This is a genomic window from Vibrio artabrorum (genome assembly GCF_024347295.1).
Lineage (GTDB): Bacteria > Pseudomonadota > Gammaproteobacteria > Enterobacterales > Vibrionaceae > Vibrio > Vibrio artabrorum.
The window spans coordinates 407,246-423,378 of record NZ_AP025459.1; the positions used below are offsets into that span (position 1 = coordinate 407,246).

At 45.4% G+C, this 16,133-nt stretch carries 12 protein-coding genes and 2 pseudogenes; 3 read left to right on the forward strand and 11 right to left on the reverse strand.

Annotated elements, in window-relative coordinates:
• Positions 1 to 149: 149 nt before the first annotated feature.
• A pseudogene (locus tag OCU36_RS15995) lies at positions 150 to 688 on the reverse strand (MFS transporter); the annotation flags it as partial.
• Between OCU36_RS15995 and OCU36_RS16000 the strand changes: the two are divergent.
• Positions 681 to 1,043 (forward strand): annotated as a pseudogene (locus OCU36_RS16000) (AraC family transcriptional regulator); the annotation flags it as partial. The pseudogenes OCU36_RS15995 and OCU36_RS16000 sit on opposite strands and share 8 nt — an antisense overlap.
• Before the next feature lie 143 nt (positions 1,044 to 1,186).
• Here the strand turns inward: OCU36_RS16000 and ygjK are convergent.
• The 4 genes from ygjK to add form a co-directional block, all read right to left on the reverse strand.
• Positions 1,187 to 3,877 (reverse strand): alpha-glucosidase, encoded by a 2,691-nt coding sequence (gene ygjK / locus OCU36_RS16005; RefSeq protein ID WP_261840527.1) that lies wholly within the window; start codon positions 3,875 to 3,877, stop codon positions 1,187 to 1,189.
• Positions 3,878 to 4,055: 178 nt separating this feature from the next.
• Positions 4,056 to 4,823 carry a transcriptional regulator gene (locus OCU36_RS16010; RefSeq protein WP_261840528.1) on the reverse strand — a complete coding sequence of 256 codons (768 nt, stop codon included), beginning with the start codon at positions 4,821 to 4,823 and terminating at the stop codon, positions 4,056 to 4,058.
• A gap of 583 nt (positions 4,824 to 5,406) precedes the next feature.
• Positions 5,407 to 5,985: a sugar O-acetyltransferase gene (locus OCU36_RS16015; RefSeq protein ID WP_261840529.1), complete on the reverse strand. Its 579-nt coding sequence runs from the start codon at positions 5,983 to 5,985 to the stop codon at positions 5,407 to 5,409.
• Positions 5,986 to 6,141: 156 nt separating this feature from the next.
• A complete protein-coding gene (gene add, locus OCU36_RS16020; protein ID WP_261840530.1) occupies positions 6,142 to 7,140 on the reverse strand; it encodes an adenosine deaminase in 999 nt (332 codons plus the stop codon).
• A 126-nt stretch (positions 7,141 to 7,266) separates the two neighbouring features.
• Here add and OCU36_RS16025 point away from each other — a divergent pair, with 126 nt between their 5' ends.
• A complete protein-coding gene (locus tag OCU36_RS16025) occupies positions 7,267 to 8,202 on the forward strand; it encodes a LysR family transcriptional regulator (protein ID WP_261840531.1) in 936 nt (311 codons plus the stop codon).
• A gap of 169 nt (positions 8,203 to 8,371) precedes the next feature.
• Here the strand turns inward: OCU36_RS16025 and OCU36_RS16030 are convergent, their stop codons facing one another.
• The 6 genes from OCU36_RS16030 to OCU36_RS16055 all read right to left on the reverse strand — a co-directional run bounded on the left by OCU36_RS16030 (position 8,372) and on the right by OCU36_RS16055 (position 14,824).
• Positions 8,372 to 8,998 carry a bifunctional 4-hydroxy-2-oxoglutarate aldolase/2-dehydro-3-deoxy-phosphogluconate aldolase gene (locus tag OCU36_RS16030; RefSeq protein WP_017068137.1) on the reverse strand — a complete coding sequence of 209 codons (627 nt, stop codon included), beginning with the start codon at positions 8,996 to 8,998 and terminating at the stop codon, positions 8,372 to 8,374.
• Between the two features lie 9 nt (positions 8,999 to 9,007).
• Positions 9,008 to 10,000, reverse strand: a complete 993-nt coding sequence (locus tag OCU36_RS16035; protein WP_261840532.1) for a sugar kinase — start codon at positions 9,998 to 10,000, stop codon at positions 9,008 to 9,010.
• Between the two features lie 3 nt (positions 10,001 to 10,003).
• Positions 10,004 to 11,416: a glucuronate isomerase gene (gene uxaC, locus OCU36_RS16040; RefSeq protein ID WP_261840533.1), complete on the reverse strand. Its 1,413-nt coding sequence runs from the start codon at positions 11,414 to 11,416 to the stop codon at positions 10,004 to 10,006.
• A 12-nt stretch (positions 11,417 to 11,428) separates the two neighbouring features.
• Entirely contained in the window at positions 11,429 to 12,892 is a 1,464-nt protein-coding gene (locus tag OCU36_RS16045; protein WP_261840534.1) for a fructuronate reductase, read from the reverse strand.
• Positions 12,893 to 12,988: 96 nt separating this feature from the next.
• Positions 12,989 to 14,296: a TRAP transporter large permease gene (locus tag OCU36_RS16050; protein WP_261840535.1), complete on the reverse strand. Its 1,308-nt coding sequence runs from the start codon at positions 14,294 to 14,296 to the stop codon at positions 12,989 to 12,991.
• A 15-nt stretch (positions 14,297 to 14,311) separates the two neighbouring features.
• Entirely contained in the window at positions 14,312 to 14,824 is a 513-nt protein-coding gene (locus OCU36_RS16055) for a TRAP transporter small permease (protein WP_261840536.1), read from the reverse strand.
• A 295-nt stretch (positions 14,825 to 15,119) separates the two neighbouring features.
• On the opposite strand from OCU36_RS16055, the gene OCU36_RS16060 reads away from it, so the two are divergent.
• Complete coding sequence (locus OCU36_RS16060; RefSeq protein WP_261840537.1) at positions 15,120 to 16,103, forward strand: TRAP transporter substrate-binding protein; 984 nt, start codon at positions 15,120 to 15,122, stop codon at positions 16,101 to 16,103.
• Positions 16,104 to 16,133: the final 30 nt, after the last annotated feature.

The window sequence follows — 16,133 nt, forward strand, 5'->3', positions numbered from 1 at the left end:
AATAGTCGCTTATAAGCCCGTATTTTATATAGAAATCCCTCACGTATGTAAGGGATTTTTTTAGTGTTCGGGATGTGCTTTATTGGTGATGTGCTGATTGTCTTGATTTTAGCTTTTTGTTCCCAGTCTCTTTTGTTTAATTATTAAGTCTAAATTGCTTGTACTGGTTTTGTTGGCTCTGAAGTTTCTCCAGGGCTTGAGCCATCGTTTGTTATGTGGTCATATTTCTCGGTTAAGTGATCTTGAATCTTTTGGTGGTATGCGCCGTTCAGTTTGTAGAAGCGGAAGTAGATGATTAACGCAATGGCAAAGAAGAAAGCGGGTAGGCCAACCATGATACATTGCATACTGAATACGGTTTCAGGGCTTTGCGTTACGTTGGGCACATAGTCAACCGCGGTGAGGGCGATACCAAGAAACAAGCGATCAACAAGATGGTAAAAATCTGAAAGCCAAATCCTTTGTTGTCACCACCTACGTAATTCACGAAAGGCATTGCGATAGCCGCAGTTACAATCCAAGCTAGGCTTACAAAGAAGCGAGGGTATGGGACGAGCTCTTCACGTTCACGCTTATCCAAGGTCAGTGTTGGGACCAGTGACCAAAAAGGAATATCCATTAATGTATAGGTCATGCCCCATAGAATATAGGTGACAGCAGCGTAAGCGATCAGCCAAGGGCCATTAACCGTTAAAGATATCGCTGAACATATTGGGTTACACAGCAACTACGCGATGAACGTATTTCAGCGAACGATGCAGATGACCATTAAGCAGTACATAACTGCGATGCGCATCAACCATGCTCGTGCTTTGCTGAGTGATACGGATAGAACCATTCTCGATATCTCACTTACGGTGGGCTTCAATTCGAGCAGCCGATTCTATGAAACCTTCCAAACATACATTGGTGTTACGCCGACTCAATATAGAAAACTGGCTAGGGAAGATCACCGATGGAGCAGTCATGGGGCCAGCCCGCTATATGACCTTGAGAAAGGAGCGTGTGATGGGAAAAGGCCGTTAACGACGACGGACAGTTAGCGGTATTAGCCCGATAAAACAAAAACCACAGCGTTTTGCTGTGGCTTTTGAAGCCGATTTGACGAGGGTTAAGCCATGGCCGATGGTAGGGGGATCATCGGTAACACAGAATGCTTGACTCGTTAATGGCTAAACAAAGGCTGTTATTTGCCCACGAAACCGTTGTACAACATGTAAAGGTGCGCAGCACTCCAAGAGAAGTTATTTGCGCCCTGAACCTCACCCGTTTCTGGGTTGTAGTTCTCCTGAATTGGGGTGGCTTCTGTTAGGCCCTGTGCATTTTTGAATAACTTATCGACCATTTGACGCGCTTCCACACCGTATCCATAGTTGTCCATACCGCGTACACCAAAGTAGAACTGATCCAGCCATACGCGACCACGCCAGTATATATCCGGGCCGTAAGCCGGGTTGTCCATTGATGCTGTACCTAGCGGAATCTTAGGTGAGTTAAACTTGCTGGTATTTAGCATGTTTGCCACGACTTTGTCCGCGTGTTCTTGCGTTGCTGCGTTGTTGAATAGTGGTGACCAACCTTCAGGCCCCATACCGCGCTTGACCAGTACTGGACCTGCACATTGGTTAGGGAGTCCATTTGGCACGACTTCGATATCATAGTAGAAGCCCGTTGACTCATCGTACATACAGCGGTTGATGTACTCTTTGGTGTCGGCTGCTTTTTCTGCAAACTCAGAGGCTTCATCAGCTTTACCCAATACGTCGGCAATCTGTGACAGGTATAGGTTGTCTGAGTACCAGTAAGAGGCTTGATCTACCGATTCTTGCATCAGTGAATAACCTGATAATTTGTTTGAATCGTCTGTGTTCTCGTTGAACTTCACTTCCCAATCTTTCTTCGCCTGAGCCAGTTTATTGATGTTCTCAACCGAGTCATCATGGTAAGTCACCACTGAGCCGTTTGCATCCATCGCAATATTGTACGTGTTGTCAAAGCCATTGGTGTTATGCGCGTAACGACCCATTTGGTCAATAACTTCGGCTTCTTTTTGCGTTGGTTGTTCAGCCATACCTTGTAGGTCGTGGATAGTGTCAATAAAGCCGAATACGCCTGCGTTATCGCGACCAGACTCCCAACCCGCGGCGACTTTTGCAGGGATACTCATCGCTGTGTAATCACCAGACGTTAACAATTCATTGTACTTTTCGATGCCAGTTTCTTTGAGCCACGTATCGCCATTGGATTCGTCTTTGTATTGGAACTTCATATCGTCCACAGACGCATCTGCTCCCCAAGAACCGTCATTCACATCGCCTTCGAAAACGGTATGAATTGGGTCTTTCGCAGCGCCATATTCAGGAATTCCGTTCTTGTTCGTATCACGAGCTCGCAACCACCAATCGTGGAATGCAACTAACTTCGGATACATTTCTTCTAGCCATTGCTGTGCTTCTTGGGGACGATTATGCTCGTCTTTCAATGCGGTATACACTTCCCATACCGCCCATGCCGCCAGTGATGGCTTGGTATTTCGTTCGTTCCAGTTCAGGCCATTGGTTGCTAGAGGGAATACTTTTTTGTACTCAGCAGACATTCCTTCCCAACGCTCAGCGGGTAGGTTGTAAGTCACAACATCAAGCAGGTAGCCCTCATCCCAAGGGCGTACTGGATCATCAGACTGTACTTGGTATTGGAATACCGTACGAATGTTTTCCATCGCTACATCTGGATTGAAGTGTGACATGGCGTAAGCCTGTTTCCACGTATCCCATGGCCATGTCATATTGCCCGAGAAGTAAGGAGCGGTAACGGATGGCGTAACGGTGTCATGATCCAGTGCCCCTGCAGCACCACGCCAGTTCGCGTTTAATGTTTCCATGGCTTTTACCGCAACGAACTCATGCTCTTTGGAGGCTGCATCGTTGGTGAGCCCGTTTTTTAAGTACTCTTCCCAACGCATTGCTGAGTCGTGCATATAACCTTTTGGATCGGCCATTACTTTATTCAGTTTTGCGAACTCAGATGTTTGCTCTTTGGTGTTTTGAACGTGAGTGTAAGCCGTGTACAACGTGATTTCTTCGCCATTACCGAGAGAAGCTGTCTGTACGAAGCCTTTTTTGTCGTCATTGATGGTAGAAGTGTCTGGTTTGATAGAACGCGTTACTTCGAATTTAGAATCGCCAGAAGTCAGCAATGACCAGGAATCACGAACGGCACCAAAAGAGACTTCTACCCCGCGGTCTGTCGCTGTAATTTCACGAGAGTAAGTTGGGTAAGCTTCTTCAACACTACGGACTGTGCTGTCTTCATTCTGGTATGCCTCACCATCATCCGCACGGTAGTTTTGCATCAACTCACCATCCCATTCGCCTTGAATATCTAGCTTACTTGGGTTTTTTATGGTGATTTTCACAAGAGAAGTTCGATTCGTCACAAAACGCATTTCTAGTTCGGCTTCGATACCGTTATCACCAGTATACGTTTGGATCAATGCCCCAGGTTGCGAATATGCGTTTGTTAGTTCGAGTGGCATAGGTTGACCATCAACAGTCAGAGCCAAACGGTCGAAACGTGCAGCCATGAATGATACATATTCTTCGGTCAATAGTGCTGTACCACCTAGAGTGATCTCACCCCCTTTGGTGTCCAACGTGTGACCATGCCATGAGCCATTATCGAACATCGGAATGTAGCGTAGATGACCGCCGTGCAAATCACGCAATGCCACAGGTACACCTGCACGATCGATGGTGTTGTGAAACTCAGTTGCTTTAAGTGGAGCATCCACATTCGAGCTATTATCACTACTGTTGCATCCGCTTAACGTTAGTGCCATCCCGACCGCAATTGCACATAAAGACGTTTTAAACTGCATGTTATATCCTTCATTTATTGGTTTTTGAACCTGATCAGGCGAAAAAAGGTCGAGACATGCCCTGCCAAGTTTCGTGATGAAGATTCAGCCTTATTTGTTTCACTTATTGGTATGAGAAAAGAACGCGTATTTACGTCTATTCTTTTTTATTCCACTTGTTTAAATAACAAGTGACTAATTATTCTTCGTTTGCCATCGATATGGCTTTTAATAATTCACCATCAATATTAGGAATCGTATCAGAAAGAAATATTTGATTGCCTGGTGTGTAGGTCATCAATACATTTCTGAGCCGTTCACCGCCTTCTCCACTCTTGTTTTGTACATCAAACTCAATCAGTTTGTTGTACACCTCGTTCGCCAGTTTCTCTTCTTGCTCTTCAGTTATTGCAATGCGTCCCATACAGATTGGGGGGCGCACATCATGGCTGAAAACTTCATTTCTAAAACGTTTAGCGAATAAGGTGTCAAGCTTAGAACCTTCTTCAAAAATAAAACGACCTTGATCTTTAAATCGGTATTGTTCATCACCTTTTAATTCAACATAATCCATCATTTCTAATGCGCGAAAATATATGGCCACGGATGTATGGCTCAGTTGGTATTTATTAGCGATCTCTTGTGGTGAACACTCTTTTCGTCGTAATAGATATAAAAAATCAAATAAGTATGGATATTGGTGGAATATTTCACTGTTAATATCGGTGATAAATTGCTCATTCTCTTGTTGCAACTGTTTGCCACGCACAGAGAGTTCTATCAAGTCAGTATCTAAATGAGTGGCGTACGAAAGTATTTTGTCTAGCCCTAAAGACGTATTGTGCAGTTGCCTTTTAATGGTTGAGAGAGGAATGGCCATCCCTGCAGAAAGGTCTGAGTAACAAATCCCTTTCTCTTTAATTTTTTCTCGTAAAGCGGCAAGTAAATACGTTGCAGAATTATTCATCTAACAATGCCTGTTTTATTATCGTCAGCATCCCTGATAATAAACTCAAGAGAGTCCTACTCTTGTGATGCTGGTTCCAAATATCCCCAGCATTTAATATGAGTTAAAAACTTTTAAAAATTGTAGCTTTTACTTATTGTGATTGAACAAGTTTCATTCAATGTGATTATTATTTAACTCTTCATCAGTATGGCGATGAGTATAATTGTTTTGATGTGTAAAATTAAGTTTATGGTGGTTTTTAGTAAAATTTTCTTTCGAGAGGCTGATTTATTAGGTGGGAGGTATCAAAAAATTGCACTTCGTAATTTAGTCTAGCTTGATATCACAAAATATTCGTAAGTGACTGGTATTTCATTGACTTAGTGACCAGTAAAAAGCTTGTTATAAGGAGTGAGGAAGTTGGTTAAATGGAGAGTGTTATTATTGAAGCACCATCAAATTATATACTAAATTTCAACGTTGCTCATATATTTTGGTTTCCATATATTGCTAGAGTCATAATTTTTGATGCCCAATAGTGGAGTAGATATGCTTCTGCGTATTTCTATTGTTATGCTCTGAGCATTGTACTCATTTTCAGTTAACGGTCGTCAGTTGGCTGTTCAGTATTCAAATATCTAATCAACTTCGCAGGCGTGCCGCCGTACAAGCAGTCTGGTGGTACATCACTGTTGACCACAGAGTTCGCTGCGATAACCGAGCGAGCGCCAATCGTTACGCCTTGGTTAATGACCGAGTTGCCACCAATCCAAACATCATCTTCGATTGTTATCGGTAGACAGAAAGTTTCCCATTTACGACGACTACGATAATCAAGAGAGTGTGATGGAGTATAGAATTGAGCATTTGGCCCCACCAAAACATGGTTGCCAATTTTGATATTCGCGCCATCAAGCATTACCACGTTCATGTTGATAAAGGTGTCGTGACCGATTTCAATGGTTTTGCCAAACTCGCAATGAAAAGGAGGGCGAACAACGCTGCTGCCTACTTTACCAAACAGATTGGCTTGAAGGCTTGGTTGCTGAGTCTCGTCTGAACATTGATTGAAGTCTGACAGCGCCTTGCTGGCATGCGTGCGCATCTGGCTAATTTCATGGTCTGCACCATCAAAAATCTCGCCGGACAGCATTTTATCGAGTTCTGTTTTCGTTTTCATTGCTTGCATCTCACTGGTCAATACAAGCATTAGAATACCGATAATTGGACATAAAAAAAGAGAAAAGCCTAAGCCTTTCTCTTCCTGTTTTATGTCTCTAAGTGAGCCTTGATTAACTTAACTTAACTTAATAAAGGCAAAGACAAGCTCTACAAATTAGATTTGTTCAACGAAACCCATTAGGTGCTGTTTCACTTCGTCTGAAGCAAAAGCGCTCTCTACCGAGTACTTGTAGATCTCTGCGTAGTCTTCTTGTGTTAGATCGAACGTTTCACATACACGCTTCACTTCGTTCGTCATGGTTGTGTTCGACACAGTGCGGTTGTCTGTGTTAATAGTCACAACGATGCCATCTTTCTTGAATTCAGCAATTGGGTGGTCGCTGAATTTGTGAATACATTTAGTTTGCACGTTACTTGTTGGGCAAGTTTCAAGCGCAACCTGCTTCTCTTTTACGATGTTGTATGCGTCTTCGTTACCTTGGATGTGAACACCGTGGCCGATACGCTCAGCGTCAAGCAGTGTGACTGCATCGTAAACGTTCTGACCATGCCATTGCTCACCAGCGTGAACTGTCACACGGTAGCCTTTTTCGATCGCGTATTGCGTGTACTCAGGGAATTCTGCACAGAAGCCCGGTTTTTCACCGCCAGCGATATCAAATGCAACCACGCCTTTACCTAGGTAAGGTTGGCCTGCGTCGATCACGTCTTTGATCGAATCTTTCGGGAACATACGCAGTACAGACATGATGTAGTTGCCCTTGATGTTGTATTTCTCTTCTGCACGCTTCATGCCTTTAACCGCACTTGCGATGATCGCATCAAGAGGCAAGCCCTTGTTTACGTGAAGAATCGGTGCAAAACGAACTTCTAGGTATTTAACGTTCTCTAGTGCTGCGTCTTCGTAAAGCTCAAAAGAAATACGCTCAATTGCTTCTTCCGTTTGCATCACTTGCAGTGGCAGGCTAAAGCAAGCTAGGTACTCATCAAGGTTTTTGCAATCTTCAGGCACTGTTAGAGACTTTACTACCGCTTCACGATCTTCTGGAAGTTCAATTCCGTACTGTTTCGCCAGATCAATAATGGTGTCTGGACGAACACTTCCGTCTAGGTGGCAGTGTAGATCAATCTTAGGGAGTGCTAGAAAGTTCATGAGTATTCCTTAGGTCTATTATTTTTTGAGTTATTAACTCATAGGTTACATGGGCTTAAATTAACAAGTTTGTGATATGATTTAAAGTGACATAAAGTCATCATTAATCTGAATCTAAGGAATATCATGGTAGATGTTAAGAGCTTACTCAAATGTGATATGAATTTACTGCTGTGTTTACACGTGTTGCTTGAAGAGCGCAGCGTGAGTAAAACGGCAGAGCGATTGTTCCTTAGCCAGTCCGCGGTGAGTAAACAACTCACTAAGCTGCGTTCTTTGTTTGATGACCCTTTGTTTGAACGTGAGTCAAAAGGCCTGTTTCCAACCCCGAAAGCGACCTCTTTAGCGCCTAAGATTCATCAGATCCTGCTGCAAGTTGAACAGCTAACCGTGCCGGACATCTTTGAGCCGAAAAACAGCGAACGCACTTTTAATATCGATCTTGTCGAAACCGCTTACACCGCTATTTACCCTAAATTTATGCCTAACGCGCTGGCAGATGCGCCGAACATTACGGTAAACAGCACGACTTGGAGTAGCGAAACCTTTAAGCGTTTACTAAAGCGTGAGGTCGATTTCGGGATTGGGATTTTTGAGCTCGATGAAAGGGCGAGTACCCACATTCAAAACATTCCTGCCGAGCTGAACCATGTCGAGTTGCTGCAAGATTACTCAGTGTGTTTAATGCGCAATGATCACCCAGTACTTCAAGAAGAGTGGAACCTGCAAGCCTTCCTTAAATACCGTCATATTCAGTTAGTGACCGGTGGCGTTGGCGACTGGCTGCTACTGGAAATCTTGCAATCCAAACAGCTTCAAATTAACAAAGCCGCCAACGTGTCAGACATCACCAGCGCAGTAAAGCTGTGCAAACAAAGCGATTTGCTGATGTGTTATCCGTACAACTCGGTTCGTGACTATATTGAGAGTGGCGAACTGGTGATGAAGCCGATTCCCATTGAGTTGGTTCCCGGTGGTTTGTTTCTGCTTTGGCACCGTTACTTTGACTCTGAACCAAGCCACAAATGGCTTCGCGACCTGATCATAGAACAGACGCGATAAACAAGCGCACGGCAAGGTCCTTATCATTTTTATCCTAATCATAACTCGCTGATATTGATGAGAATAAATTTCACTGATGAAGGCTAATTGCCGGTGTTATCCCGTTTCCATCTTTAGCCTTTATGATTTAAGTGATATTGATTTTTAACAGAGATACCTTTGCATTAAATTAATTGACTAACTTAACGGCTTCACGAGTTAAATGAGCCAGCTCTTCCCAATTGCCTTCTTCAATTAACTTCTTATCCACCATCCAAGTACCACCACATGCGAGTACTCGAGGTATCGCGAGGTAGTCTTTAATGTTGTTTGGGTTAATGCCACCTGTCGGCATGATCTCAATATCCGTGTAAGGCGCAAGAAGTGACTTAACCATGTTGATGCCACCTGATGCTTCAGCTGGAAAGAATTTCAATGTGGTTAAGCCCATTTCTAATGCCGCTTCTACTGTACTCGGATTGTTGACCCCAGGAATGATATCGATACCAATCTCTTGGCAGGCTCTTACCGTGTTTGGATTAAAGCCAGGAGAGACGACGAACGTAGCGCCCGCTTCTTTAGCCGCGATCGCTTGCTCACGATTGAGTACTGTGCCTGCGCCGATCAACATATCTGGTTGTGATTCACGAAGCAGACGAATCGCTTCGACAGCCGCTTCAGAACGGAACGTAATTTCTGCTGCAGGTAACCCATTTTCAGCTAACACTTTTCCCAGAGGGATGATGTCTTCAGCGTTGTCGATAGCGATCACAGGGATAACTTTCAGTGTTTTCAGTTGTTGTTTGATGTTAGACATTGGTATTCCTTAAATGGTTGTGAAGGCCGCTTGAGAGAGTTCTTTTGCAATAATGGCACCACGATGTTGGATAACGACGCCTGCCATGGTATTGCCACGCTGGCACGACGTTATTAAGTCTTCGCCCGCAAGGTAAGCCGATAAAAATCCGCCATTGAATGAGTCTCCTGCTGAGGTCGTATCAACGACATGCTCAACAGGTAGGGTCGGCACCGCCCGTGGAGCCGAAGCGGTACCAGAATCTGGATTTATGTCACTTTGAATGGTGGCATCTTGAATGAGACAGCCATCTGCACCCAGTTTGACGATGCATCGCTTAACACCCAGCGTGGTTAGACGTTCGATAGTTTGTTCTGGAGAGCTATCGCCCCAAATTAATTGTTCGTCATCGAATGTGACCAACGCTAAATCCGTCAATGTATACATAGCCTGGTAGCTGTTTTTGACGGTTTGGTTTTCGTCTTGTGGCCAAAGTGCAGGGCGGAAGTTACTGTCGAAGGCAATCTCAACACCTTGTGCCTTCAACTCAACCAAGATGTTCAATAGCTCGATACGATCTTGTTCAGGCAGAATCGCTAATGTGATGCCGCTGAGAAAGACCATATCGACATTGCGCAGTGCCTGCTTTATCTGATTGAAATCTGGGTGCTGTAGCAGGTAGCGTGCAGCCGACTGGTTTCTCCAGTACAGAAAGGTACGTTCACCTGCGTCATCAAGCTGAATCAGGTATAGGCCTGGAGTTCGTTGGCTGTCTTGCAGAACAAGGTCGGTCGACACCCCTTCTTGTTGCCAGCGTTCTAGCATCCCTTTGCTAATTGGGTCTGCGCCTAAAGCGGTGACGTAGGACACTTTGATGTCATCTTGCTTGAGGTTGGCCTCGCAGCCGCGGCTTAAATAGACCGCAGCATTGAGTGTGTCTCCGCCAAACGTTTGATGCATTGAGCCGAACGGTTTGCCGTTCAGCTCGATCATGCACTCACCAATGATGGCGATATGTTTCATGGGTTACGCCCTCTCTTCGAAGTAGCGTTTTGCGTTACCAAAGCAGATGTCTTCGACCATAGGGCCAAGCAGTGACATGTCGTTTGGCACTTCGCCGTTTTCAGCCCAACGACCAAGCATGTCACACAGAATTCTGCGGAAGTATTCGTGGCGTGTGTACGACAAGAAGCTGCGAGAGTCAGTCAGCATGCCGACAAACTGGCTAAGCAGACCAAGCTGAGATAGCTGCTCCATTTGGCGTTGCATGCCGTCTTTCTGATCGTTGAACCACCAGCCAGAACCAAACTGAACTTTGCCCGCGATGCCGCCCCCTTGGAAGTTACCAATCATGGTGGCCATCATCTCGTTATCGCGAGGGTTTAAGCAGTAAAGGATGGTGCGAGGCAGCTCATTGCTTTGATCCATGTCGTCCAACAGATGAGCCAATTCGAAGGCAAACGTCTTATCGCTAATCGAATCAAACCCGGCATCTGCGCCTAACCGTTGGAACATGCGTGTGTTGTTATTGCGCTGAGCACCAATGTGAAGCTGCATTACCCAGCCCATCGCAGCATAGCGCTTGCCTAGCCACACTTGAACCGCGGTTGAAAACTGCGCACATTCTAGATCGGTGAGCGTTTCGCCGTTGAGGCGTCGAGTTAACAGGGCATCCAAATCCGATTCTGATGGAATAGGTGCGTAGCGAACCACTTCAATACCGTGGTCTGCTGCGCGGCAACCATGGTCGTTGAAATGCGTTAGGCGGCGGTCTAAAGCAGTCAATAGATGATGGAAGTGAGTGATCTCAACGTCAGCAACCATGCCTAATTTTTGTAGGTAATCAGCAAAGCCATCAAGTTCAATTTTGAACGCTTTATCTGGGCGCCAGCTTGGTAGAACCTTCACATCAAATGAATTATCTTGAGCGATCGCTTTATGGTGTTCAAGAGAATCTATAGGATCGTCTGTCGTACCTGCCATCACCACATTCATTTGCTTCATGATGCCGCGAGCACTAAATTCTGGTGTCGCTAATAGCTCGTTGGCTTCGTGCCAAATTTGGTCTGCGGTTTCTGGACCAAAGAGAGTGCCAGTCATGCCAAATGGACGGCGTAGTTCTAAATGAGTCCAGTGGTAAAGTGGGTTGCCTAAGGTTTGAGGGACGGTTTTAGCCCACGCCATGAACTTATCATAATCGCTTGCCCCTCCAGTAATCAGACGCTCATCAATCCCCGCTGAACGCATACCACGCCATTTGTAGTGGTCACCTTCAAGCCAAATCTTAGACATGTTTTCGAACTGACGATCTTGCGCCACTTCTGCCGGGTTTAGGTGGCAGTGATAGTCATAAATCGGCTGGTGGCTTGCGTGTTCGTGGTACAAACGGCGTGCAGTCTCATTCGACAGCAAAAAGTCTTCACATAAGAAATTCTTCATTGTTTGTACTCCTTATAACGCAGCCACGGTCGCAACAGCACCGTGTTCAATTAGTGATTGGTACGCTGAACTTACCGCATCAATGACCTGCGGATTTTGGCCTAGTTCGGCAGGGAAAATCGCTTCAACCGCAAGCAACGCCGGAACCACAGATACATTGAGTCCATGCTGGTCGCAGATCTGGCGAAGTGTATCTGCCATTGGATCGCGAACATCAATCTCGTTGCCTTGCTCATCAACGCCAGATACATAACGCATCCAGCCAGCGATAGCGGTTGCAAGCCACGAGAAATTTGAGCCTTGCTCTAAATGGAATCGTAAGCTGCCACCCATGCGTTGAGGGATCTTCTGGCTGCCATCCATCGCAATTTGCCACGTTTTATGTTTCAAACTTGGGTTAGTGAAGCGGTTGATCAGCAAGGTCGCGTAACCTTCTAAATCAGTCCCTTCAGGCATCGTTAACGACGGCGCTTGGGATTTCATCATCATGTCAAAAGCGGCTTTTCGATAGCCTGCATCCGTCATGGTGTCGGAAATATGGTCGTAACCACCGAGGTATCCCAGGTAAGCAAGGAAAGAGTGGCTGCCATTGAGCATGCGCAGTTTCATCTCTTCGTAAGGCACCACATCTTCGACGAACTCAGCGCCAACGATATTCCAATCTGGACGACCTGCCACAAAGTTATCTTCAATCACCCATTGGCGGAAGGGTTCACAGGCGATGCCACATGGGTCTTCACAACCAAGCAGCTCTGCAATTTCTGTCAGTGTTTCTTCGGTTGCTGCGGGTACGATGCGGTCAACCATGGTGCATGGGAAGGTGACATGGGTTTCAATCCAATCACGTAATTCTGGGTCAAGCAGTTGAGCAAACTCAATGGTCGCTGCTTTTGCGACATGGCCGTTCTCTTGCACGTTGTCGCAAGACATGACCGTGAATGGAGAAAGGTTGCGGTCGCGGCGTATTTTTAGCGCTTGGACAATATAGCCAAGCGCCGATTTTGGTTGAGTTGGGTTAGCTAGGTCAGCGATGACTAATGGGTTATTTTTGTCGAGTTTGCCTGTCGCTGGATCAGCGCAGTAGCCTTTCTCTGTGATGGTCATAGAAACGATCGCCACTTGAGGTTCGGCCATTTTTTCTAATACGGTTTCGATGCCATCTAGACTTGGGTGAAGAGATTCGGTTACTGAGCCGATCACTTTAACGTCGGTGGATTCAGCGCCTTTTTCAGCTACGGTGTAAAGATGGTCTTGCGCGCGAAGTGATTCAATTAGGTTTTCGCCGCCGAATAGGTTTATCTCACAAATGCCCCAATCAGTGTTGGTTTTGCTGAGCATTTCATTGGTGAATAGCGCTTGGTGCGCTCGGTGAAATGCACCGAAACCAAGGTGCACAATACGGCTTTGGAGTGCTGAACGGTCGTAGTCAGGTCGTAATACAGTGTTTGGCAGCGTAGAGTTAGCAACAGTCTTCATTATTCAGTTCCTTTTCCCGCCAGCGAACCAGCGGGATTTTATTATTTGATAAAGCGTTTGAGTGTTTAGCAGTCTTAGAGTATCTCTGCGACCTAATTACGAACCGTAGCCCAGTACCAATTCAGGTAGGAATAAGCTCAGTTCAGGGATAAAAGTAACGGCCATTAGGGCTGCAATCAGTGCGGCATAGAATGGCAATAATGGTTTGATGACTTTGTCGATGGCAATGTTGGCAACCGAACAACCGATGAATAGAGCACTACCCACTGGCGGTGTACAGATACCGATAGCTAGGTTGAAGGTCATCATGATGCCGAAGTGAACAGGGTCGATGCCCAGGTCCAGCGCGATTGGCAAGAAGATTGGTGTGAAGATCAGTACCGCTGGTGTCATATCCATGAAGATCCCTACAATTAGCAGAATCACGTTGATAATCAATAGGATCATTAGTGGACTATCAGAGACGGCAAGGAGTGCATCGGCAATCATGTAAGGTACATCGGCGTTTGCCATTGCCCAAGACATCCCCATGGATGCACCGACTAATAGTAGAACAATAGATGTCGTTACTGCAGATTCAAGGATGATCTTTGGAATATCGCGCCATTTCACTTCACGGTAGATAAGTACAGCGAGAACGAAGGTGTATACCACGGCAATTGCCGATGCCTCTGTCGCAGTAAAGATACCACCAATGATGCCACCCATGATGATACCGATCAGTGCTAGAGATGGCGCCGCTTTTAAAAAGGTATCCCGAACCAATGACATTGACGGGCGTTCTGCGATTGGGTAACCACGACGTTTCGCAATAATGCCGGCCACAATCATGATACTTAGCCCCATAATGAGACCTGGGATATACCCCGCTAAGAATAATGCCGCGATTGAAGTACCACCTGAAACCAAAGAAAAAACGATCAGCGTGTTACTTGGCGGAATCAATAGACCAGTAGGACACGAAGTAATGTTTACCGCAGCAGAGAAGTTTTCATCGTAGCCGTCTTTCTTTTGCAGAGGAGACATGGTGCCACCCACTGCAGCCGCCGATGCAACCGCTGAGCCTGAGATTGACCCAAACATCATGTTTGCCATCACGTTTACGTGTGCCAATGAACCCGGCAGACGCCCCCCTAACACTTTCGCGAAGTTGATCAGGCGCAGCGCGATGCCGCCTTGGTTCATGATGTTGCCTGCCAAAATAAAGAACGGGATTGCTAATAGTGCGAAGTTATCAAGTCCTGCCGCCATACGTTGGGCGACTACCGCAATCGCAGGCTCCAGCGGTAAGCTCATTAAAATTGTTGCTAATGACGATAAACCAATCGCAAAAGAGACCGGTACACCGATTGTAAGCAGTACAGCGAAACTACCGAATAAAGTCAGTATTACTTGCCATTCCATTGTGAAATCCTTCTATCAATCAAGTTGAGATTCGGTGACTAGGTCGTCGCCAGATATTAATTTTTGAACGCGTTCGTAGGTAAATACGAGCGAGTAAAAAATCATCAAAGCACCACTAATAGGCAAGCAGAAATAGATGTAACCCATTTCTAAACCTAGAGCGGGTGTTAGTTGCCCCATGGCGAGTGTTTTAGCCGCTAGCTGGCTTCCACCGTGAACCAGAACAATATAAGAGAAGGTTGCAATCGCGATTTGAATAACGATTTCGTTAATGAGCTTACGTTTACCCGTTAACTTCATCGTCAGTAGGTCAATAGCTAGGTGGCGTTTAAGACCTGTCGTGTAGGCAGCGCCGATTAAAGCAACCCACATAAAGAGGTAACGAGCGAGCTCGTCGGTAACGGTACTTGGTTTACCAATGACATAGCGGGACAACACCTGCCAGATCACGCACAGCACTAAAAAAGACGAAAGAGACACAGTAAAGGCGGCCAACCCTTTATTTATATAACTGACCAATTTATTCATTTTTATTTCCTTTCACTAAGTTGCGCATCTCGCAAGAATTGGTTTACCAATGCAAGGGGGTTATTTTTATGTAGGTAGGTATGTTCCAAAATCTGGCTGAATAATAAGGCATTCAATCAATAGTAAGCGTGATCGAATTCACAAATGACTTTGGTTGACCAATTTGTGGGTTTTTATTGTGATATTGGTCAATCAATTTCATTTTTAGCTTTGACGGTTTCTTTTTTGACCCTCAATATGACCCCATAACAAAAAACACCCTACATATTGGATAACCAATCCACGGAGAATAAGAATGAAGATGCGTAAAATTTTGATTAGTGCGGTTGTCGGCGCAGCGTTCACTTTTGGATCAACGGCCTCTGCTTATGCAGTGACAACATTGAAACTGAGCCATAACCACCCTCGCGACCATGCGGTACACAAAGCGATGACGTTTATGGCGAAAGAAGTACGTGAATTGACGGATGGTGAGGTGCGCATTCGTATTTACCCTGATGCTCAACTGGGCACACAGCGTGAATCAATGGAGTTAATGCAAAATGGTGCATTAGATATGGTGAAAAGTAATGCTGCTGAATTAGAAGCTTTTTCTCCTGCTTACTCAGCATTCAACATGCCTTACTTATTCCGCGATCAAGCACACTACTACAGTGTGACTGATGGTGAAGTAGGCCGTGACATTCTCAACTCTTCTCGTGACAGTGGCTTTATTGGTGTGACGTATTATGACGCAGGTGCGCGTAGCTTTTATACGAATAAACCTATTAACAAACCTGAAGACCTGAAAGGTTTGAAAGTTCGTGTTCAGCCAAGCCCATCAGCGATTGCGATGGTGAAAGCACTCGGTGGTAACCCAACGCCGTTGGCTTACGGTGAGTTGTACACAGCACTGCAGCAAGGTGTCGTAGATGCGGCTGAAAATAACATCCCTTCATTCAGCTTGAGCCGTCACAGTGAAGTGTCTAAATACTTCAGTTTAGACGAGCATACGATGGTGCCTGATGTGTTGGTTATCTCAACGAAATCATATGATAAATTGACGAAAGAACAACAAGATGCATTGATGAAAGCGGCAAGTGATTCGTCTGAATTGATGAAAAAACTGTGGGCTGAGTCGGAAGCAAAAGAGCGCGCCAAAGCCGAGAAAATGGGTGTTACTTTTGTGGAGCCAGACAAGGCTGCGTTCGCACTCGCGGTTCAACCAATGTATGACGAGCTAGAGAAAACGAACCCAGAATTGAGTGCACTGATTGATCGTATTCAGTCTGTTGAATAACGAGCAAATATATAAAAAAGAGTAATACAA